The organism is Acidobacteriota bacterium (genome assembly GCA_009861545.1).
Lineage (GTDB): Bacteria > Acidobacteriota > Vicinamibacteria > Vicinamibacterales > UBA8438 > WTFV01.
Genome location: VXME01000124.1, coordinates 23,506 through 29,751, shown reverse-complemented (window position 1 = coordinate 29,751; position 6,246 = coordinate 23,506). Strand labels below are relative to the sequence as shown.

Below are 6,246 nucleotides of genomic sequence, written 5' to 3'. Positions count from 1 at the left end.
CGAACCGGCCGATCGCGTCCTCGCCAACCGGCAAAAATAATTGTCGTTGATCAAATGCGCTGCACGCGCGTCCAGACCCAGTATTCCAAGTCGGGGCTCCCCTCGCGATGGAACACATGCGCCGCCTTCCAGACGTACTCGACCACGTGGATGATGTCGAGTACCACGGTGACGTCGACGCCGTAGGCGGCGGCACCCGCTTCGACGAGGTCGAGCTGCGTCTCGGCGCCATCGACGAGGACGACCCAGCGCTTGACGTGCTCGGGGTCCTGGCGTTCGGCTTCCAGCATCGCCTCGGCGACCACCTCTGCCGGCTCCCGTTCGAGGCTCGCCCAGACCCGTTTGGCCACCGGGCGCGGCCGCACGAGCGGGGGCTTGGCTCCCGGCTGTCGGGGCATCAGGCTCTGCAGGAACTGCTCGGGGCTGCGCACGAACGGCGCGGTCGTGTAGACGGCGGCCACCGCCGCCATGCGCTTCGAGTGCTTCTTCTCTCCCGGCTTCAGGCGCTTGAACCGGGAGAGCTGCTCCCGGCGCTTCTCGGCCGCCTTGCGCGTCGCCTCGCGCAGGTCGTCGCGATGCAGCACCACGCCCGTGCCGTCGAAGGTGAGCACGACAACCGACCCCTCGGGCGGCGGCTCGCCATCCGCCGCCCGGCGGGCCTCGTAGAAGGCATCGAAATCCTCTGCCGCGCGAGCCACCAACTGTTCCGCCTGCCGCTTGGGCACTTCGGCCCCGGTACTGCGAGACAGATCGAACAGCGCTTCGTCGAACGACCGCGACGCGGCCGCTTCGGCTACCCGCCGACGCACCTCGAGCGAGTAACGCTCCGGCGGCAGGTTCAGCGCGGCGTCGAGCGGATGCAGACTGTTCTGACCGGGACGTGCGTAGCCCACGCGCTCGACCGCCACCGTCCCGAAGGTCGTTTCGAGGCGGCGCTCGTGCACGCGCCGTTGTGAGCGCTCGACACCGTCGGCCCCCTCGACCGGACCGGCGGCCTCGCCCGGACTGCGCTGATCGAGGTGCCCCTGCAGGAGCTTGCGCATCAATTCCTGGCCCCGACGGTGCAACTCCCGTTCGAGGTCGCTCTCACTCATCCGTTGTGCTTCGCGAGAAGAAAGGTAGGCTTTGGCCTCGCCGAAGGCGGCCTCGGCCGCCGCATACGGCGCCGGGTCGGATGCCGCAGCGCGGGGAGGGACGACTCGCATCGCTCACCGCTCCCGCAACCACTGCCGCGCATGCCGAACCATAGGATAGACCAGCACCGTCTTGGGCACCGCACCAGCGCGGCGGCCGTGCCGGTCCATGCGACCGCGACCGCTCGTGGCCCCCACGGCGACCCAGTTGGGCGGCGCGGTAGCACCCCCCGTGGTGGCGGCGGGAATCCACCAGCGTCTCCACCAGCCACGGCCCCAGGTGGTAGTGGCGCGGCCAGTCCTCCGCCAACTGCGAGAGGCCGCGCGCCAGAACCGCGCTGGCGAGGTTGCGCACCGCAACCCACGGCAGCAACAGAAAGCGGCTGTTGTTGACCACGTGCTGCAGATTCCGCGCACGAGCCCGATCGTCCCAGCCGACCCAGCGGTCCCTCGCCGCCATGCGCCACGCCGGGCTGGAGAACTGCAGGCAGCCGACCACCGCCCGCTGAGGCCGCGACGCAAACACCAGATAGCGCAGGTGGGCGCCGAACGGAACCGTATGCCCGAGGTAATGGTGGCGTCCCACCAACTCCCGGAACAGCAGGCGCTGGGCGGGCTCGCGCACCAACTCGACATCCAGCGGCTCGATGTCGCGCACGCTCCCAAGCAGCGCTCGCCCCGGCTCCCCCGCAGCCGTCCGGGGCACGCGGGTGACTGAACCCACCGCGCGGCCACGCCGCTTGGCAGGCAGAACCAGCGCACCCTCCGCGTCGAGCCGCTCCAGGAACTCCCGGCACTCCCGGGCCTTCAGCCCCCCATTCGGGCGCCGCCACCGAAACAGCTCGCACACGGTGCGCGCCAGCTCCATCCGGCTCAAGCCCGAACAATCCCGCACAATCTCGCCGATCAGGCGTCACCTCCTGCACGCTGAAAGGCTCGTCCCGAGAACCTCGTCGTCGCCACGGCCAGCGCAGCCGGCTCTGCCATCCCACGACACCGTACCAAAACGCCGCTCAAATGTTCAGGAGCGCGCGCCGGAGAGGGACAGACCGAAGCGCCCCGGTGCCGTCACCCGCTCAGGCTGATGGTCCGAACCAGGCGGGTGGCCGCTGCCCCCGCAAAGGCAGGCCGAAAGGGGAGCGCCCGCGAGCGAAAACGCCTACGAACAGGCGAGAGAGCCCTCCACGAAGAAGAGCCGCACCCATCTCACGATGGGGGAGCCTGCTCGGCGGCCTGGACGATGGAGGTACAGGGACCCGAAAGATGCAGGCCGCATGGACGCGAGGTCGAACTGCCGCGGGCACTCCCGATTCGACGGAGGGTGGCCATGGAAGAGTCCCGATAAACCGCGACGGGAGATCGAGGCGCTGCGGGGCCACAACTGATGCGGCACCGCATCGGTTAGCGCGAGGACGTAGCGCTCTGCGCCGGGAAGCGAGCCTACCGACGCAGGTGGGGCTGGACGGCCGCCTGGGCAATGCTACGACTCAAGCGGCACCGGGCCAAGAGGAGTCGTATCGTGGGTGTCCCGTCGCCGAGACTCCGGCGAGCCGGACGCCAGCGGGGGTTTAGGACAGCCCGCATGGCGCTACGGCAGGCGGGTCGTTCGGCTGCGCAACGCCATCCCGAATTCGCAACGACGGACAAAACGACGGCAACCTGTTCAGAATCGCCTCGCTGACGTCTTGTATTAGTGAGAGTCGGAACTCGTGGACGCTGCAGGCGGTCCTGCTGCGGGCGTCGACCGGACTGTGCGAGGCGGTGTTTCCGATGGGTCGCGACGATTCCGTCGTCGACATGGCGGACGCGCTCACGCTGCGGCAGCAGGTCGACTCGGATCGGTACGCGGGACTCCTAACGCCTGCCCATTGGTCGGTGCGGGCACGATTCTGCAGGTAACACCTGCCAGGGGGAGGGGACGATGAAGACCGCAGGGCAGATGCGCATTCACCTTCTGGAGAAGGCGACGGAGGACGAAGAGTTCAGGGCCAGACTGCTCGCAGATCCGCACGGTGCGATCAAGGAGGAGTTGGGTGTCGGCATTCCGGAGGGATTGAAGATCAAGGTGCTGGAAGACAGCGCGCATACCACCAATATCGTGCTTCCGCCGAGGGCGAGGCTGAAGGCGTCCGAGCTGGAGTCCGTCAGCGCCGCCAGCTGGGCCAATGACCGCGGTGAAGACGACAACGACCGCTGGAACAACGCCCCGCAGTGGTGGGACGCCAACGACTATGACGAGTAGCCGCCCTGGGACCGTGCCGGCTGCGTTAGCGGGTAATGTTCGCGAGCAACGTCTACAGGGATGACGCGGTCGTCGCGCACGCCCGACCCGACTCGTTGCACGGACTCGTCCGCGTGGATCCGCCGCATCAATTCGTCCTGATGAGGCTGTCTGTCGGCCTGACCGTGCTCGTGCTGGCATGGCTCGTGCTGGGGACGACGGACCACAGCCTCTGGCTCTATGGCGTGCCGGCGGAGCGGTGGGATGCGATGACGGCGTCGCCCACCCTCGACGGAAAAGACGAGAGTCGCGCGGAGCTGCTCGCTCTGGTTTCCGTGCGGGACGCCGAGACGCTTGCTCCGGGCATGCGCGTCGACGTCCTTTCCTTCCGTGCCACGGCGAGTCGCAAAGTGGCGGGAACCGTGCTTTCCGTCTCGAGTCACACCGGTGAGACTCGATCGCGGATAGTGGAGGCAACCGGCCTCCGGCCGGGCCGGTCGCTGCTCGTCAGGATCGACGTTCCCGCGCGCGCTCTGCGAGAGGAGCGGGCCGCGGCGGACGGCCTTCACCGGCTGCGCATTCCGTTGGGCCGCGAGAGCCCTTTGCGGTTTCTGACGCGGCAACTCCCGAAGTGATGCGTGGAGACCGGCCGGCCGGCAGTGAATCCGGTGGAGCCCCGAGACGGCGCCCCAAGAGACCACGGTCGTGGATTGGACAAGGTACTTCGTAGCTCGAGGCCGGACCCCCAGCTTCCAGCAGGTCCACTCCTCGGAGTGCGGCGCCGCCTGTCTCGGCATAGTGCTCGCGCACCACGGATGCTGGGTGAGCATGGACGAGTTGCGATCCCGGTGCGGAGTCAACCGGGACGGCTGCACGGGCCGGGGCCTGCAACTGGCGGCGGAGCACTATGGGCTGCGGGCGACGGGCTGGCGCCGGGAGCCGCGCCACCTTCGGAAGATGCGGCTTCCAGCCATCCTGTTCTGGGAGTTCGACCACTTTCTGGTGCTGGAGGGTTTTCGCGGCAGCAGGTACCTGCTCAACGACCCCGCCAACGGCTACCGCACCGTTTCCCACGACTACTTCAATGCCCGCTTCACCGGCGTCGTCCTGGAGTTCGAACCGACTCCGGGCTTCGAGAAGCGCGGCGAGCGGCCGAGCCTGCGCCGGCAGCTGGGCCCGTGGTTCAGGCGGCATCGGCTGCGCCTTCTGTTCTGCGCGCTATGCGGCCTCGTGCTGGTCGCGCCCGGCATCGGCCTGCCGCTGCTGCTGAGGGCCTTCGTCGATAACGTGCTCGTCGATCGCGAAGCGTCCGGCACCCCCATCGTCGTGGGCGTGTGTGCGCTGACCGCGCTCACCTTCGGCGTGACGTGGCTGCAGCAGCGGAGCCTGCGCAACCTCAACGTCACAGTGTCCGTGGAACAGGCCGAGCGCTTCATCACAAAGATGTTCCGCCTGCCCATCGAGTACTTTCAGAGCCGCTTTGCCGGGGACCTGACTCAACGCACGCTGTTGATCGATGCGATTGCCGGCGCAGGCTCGCTGCATCTCTCCAGGATGCTGATCGACCTCTGCATGTGCCTTGCCTTCCTCGTCGCCATGGTCGCCCTCGACCCGCTGACCGCGACGTTGGTGGCGGTCATTGGGGCCGTAGGCCTGCTGGCCCTGCGGGCAGTCTCGCGTTTCCGTCTCGACCACAACCACCGGATGCGCCGCGAACAGGGGCAACTGGCCGGGATCAGCAACTTCGCGGCGAGGAACCTCTATTCGATACGTGCGGCGGGCAACGAGGACGACTTCTTCGCAAGCTGGACCGGGTACCAGACCCGGGAGCTCGTGGCCCGGCAACGGTTCCGTGAGCTGGGGCTGGTCAGCGCCGGGGTGCCGACGCTCATGACCATCCTCGGCAGCGCCGTCGTGCTGGGAGCCGGGGGCCAACGCGTGATAACGGGGGCGCTGTCACTGGGCGATCTCATGGCTCTCTACTTCATTGCCAACAGCTTCCTGGTCCCGGTAGCCGGGCTCCTGCTGTCCGCGGACGTGATTCACGTGCTCGACGCGGACCTGCGGCGCGTCAACGACGTGGTCGAAGCGCAGGACGACCCGTGGGTGGTTGCAAGGGACGGCACGCGGGCGGACGGGATCGCGACGATCGACGGCCGGCTGCGCTTGGCCGGCCACTTGGTGCTGCGCAACGTTTCCTTTGGGTACAAGCCGTACGGAACACCGCTGTTGCATGGCTTCAACCTGTCGGTGAGACCGGGGCAACGGGTGGCGCTCGTCGGCCCGAGCGGGTCGGGCAAGTCGACGGTGGCGCTGTTGATTTCCGGTGCCTACCGGCCGTGGGACGGGGAGGTGCTGTTCGATGGACGTCCGCGCGAGGGAATCCCCCACCGGATCTTCAGCGAGTCGGTGGCGGTCGTGAACCAACAGATCTCCCTGTTCGCGGGCAGCGTGCGCGAGAACCTGACGATGTGGAACCGTGCCGTTCCCGACGAGCTTGTCATCGCCGCCGCGCGGGATGCAGGCATCCACGGGGACATCGCCCGCCGTCCCCTGAACTACTCGGCGCGGGTCGAGGAAGGCGGTACGAACTTCAGCGGGGGCCAGCGGCAGCGGCTGGAGATCGCGCGCGCCCTCGTCACCCGGCCTTCGCTGGTCGTCCTGGACGAGGCGACGAGCTCGCTGGACGCGGCACTGGAGGCGGAGATCGACGACGCGTTGCGCCGGCGCGGCTGCGCATGCCTGATCATCGCCCATCGCCTCAGCACAGTGCGCGACTGCGACGAGATCATCGTGCTGGCGAAGGGACGCATCATCCAGCAGGGCAGCCACGACGAGCTGATCCGGGACAGGGACGGTCTGTACCGACACCTGGTCGCCAACCAGTAGTGG

General features: G+C 68.1%; 4 protein-coding genes and 1 pseudogene. 3 read left to right on the top strand and 2 right to left on the bottom strand.

Annotated elements, in window-relative coordinates; genetic code table 11:
• Positions 1-50: 50 nt before the first annotated feature.
• Together F4X11_19740 and F4X11_19735 are read right to left on the bottom strand one after the other, a co-directional pair.
• Positions 51-1,205 (bottom strand): ISKra4 family transposase, encoded by a 1,155-nt coding sequence (locus F4X11_19740; GenBank protein MYN67230.1) that lies wholly within the window; start codon positions 1,203-1,205, stop codon positions 51-53.
• 3 nt (positions 1,206-1,208) lie between these two features.
• Positions 1,209-2,001, bottom strand: a pseudogene (locus F4X11_19735) (DUF4338 domain-containing protein).
• A 1,053-nt stretch (positions 2,002-3,054) separates the two neighbouring features.
• On the opposite strand from F4X11_19735, the gene F4X11_19730 reads away from it, so the two are divergent.
• The 3 genes from F4X11_19730 (at position 3,055) to F4X11_19720 (ending at position 6,243) form a co-directional block, all read left to right on the top strand.
• A complete protein-coding gene (locus F4X11_19730; protein ID MYN67229.1) occupies positions 3,055-3,375 on the top strand; it encodes an NHLP leader peptide family natural product precursor in 321 nt (106 codons plus the stop codon).
• Positions 3,376-3,515: 140 nt separating this feature from the next.
• Positions 3,516-3,989, top strand: a complete 474-nt coding sequence (locus F4X11_19725) for a hypothetical protein (GenBank protein MYN67228.1) — start codon at positions 3,516-3,518, stop codon at positions 3,987-3,989.
• A gap of 70 nt (positions 3,990-4,059) precedes the next feature.
• The gene (locus F4X11_19720; protein MYN67227.1) at positions 4,060-6,243 is read left to right on the top strand and encodes an ATP-binding cassette domain-containing protein; all 2,184 of its coding nucleotides are present in this window, start codon (positions 4,060-4,062) and stop codon (positions 6,241-6,243) included.
• Positions 6,244-6,246: the final 3 nt, after the last annotated feature.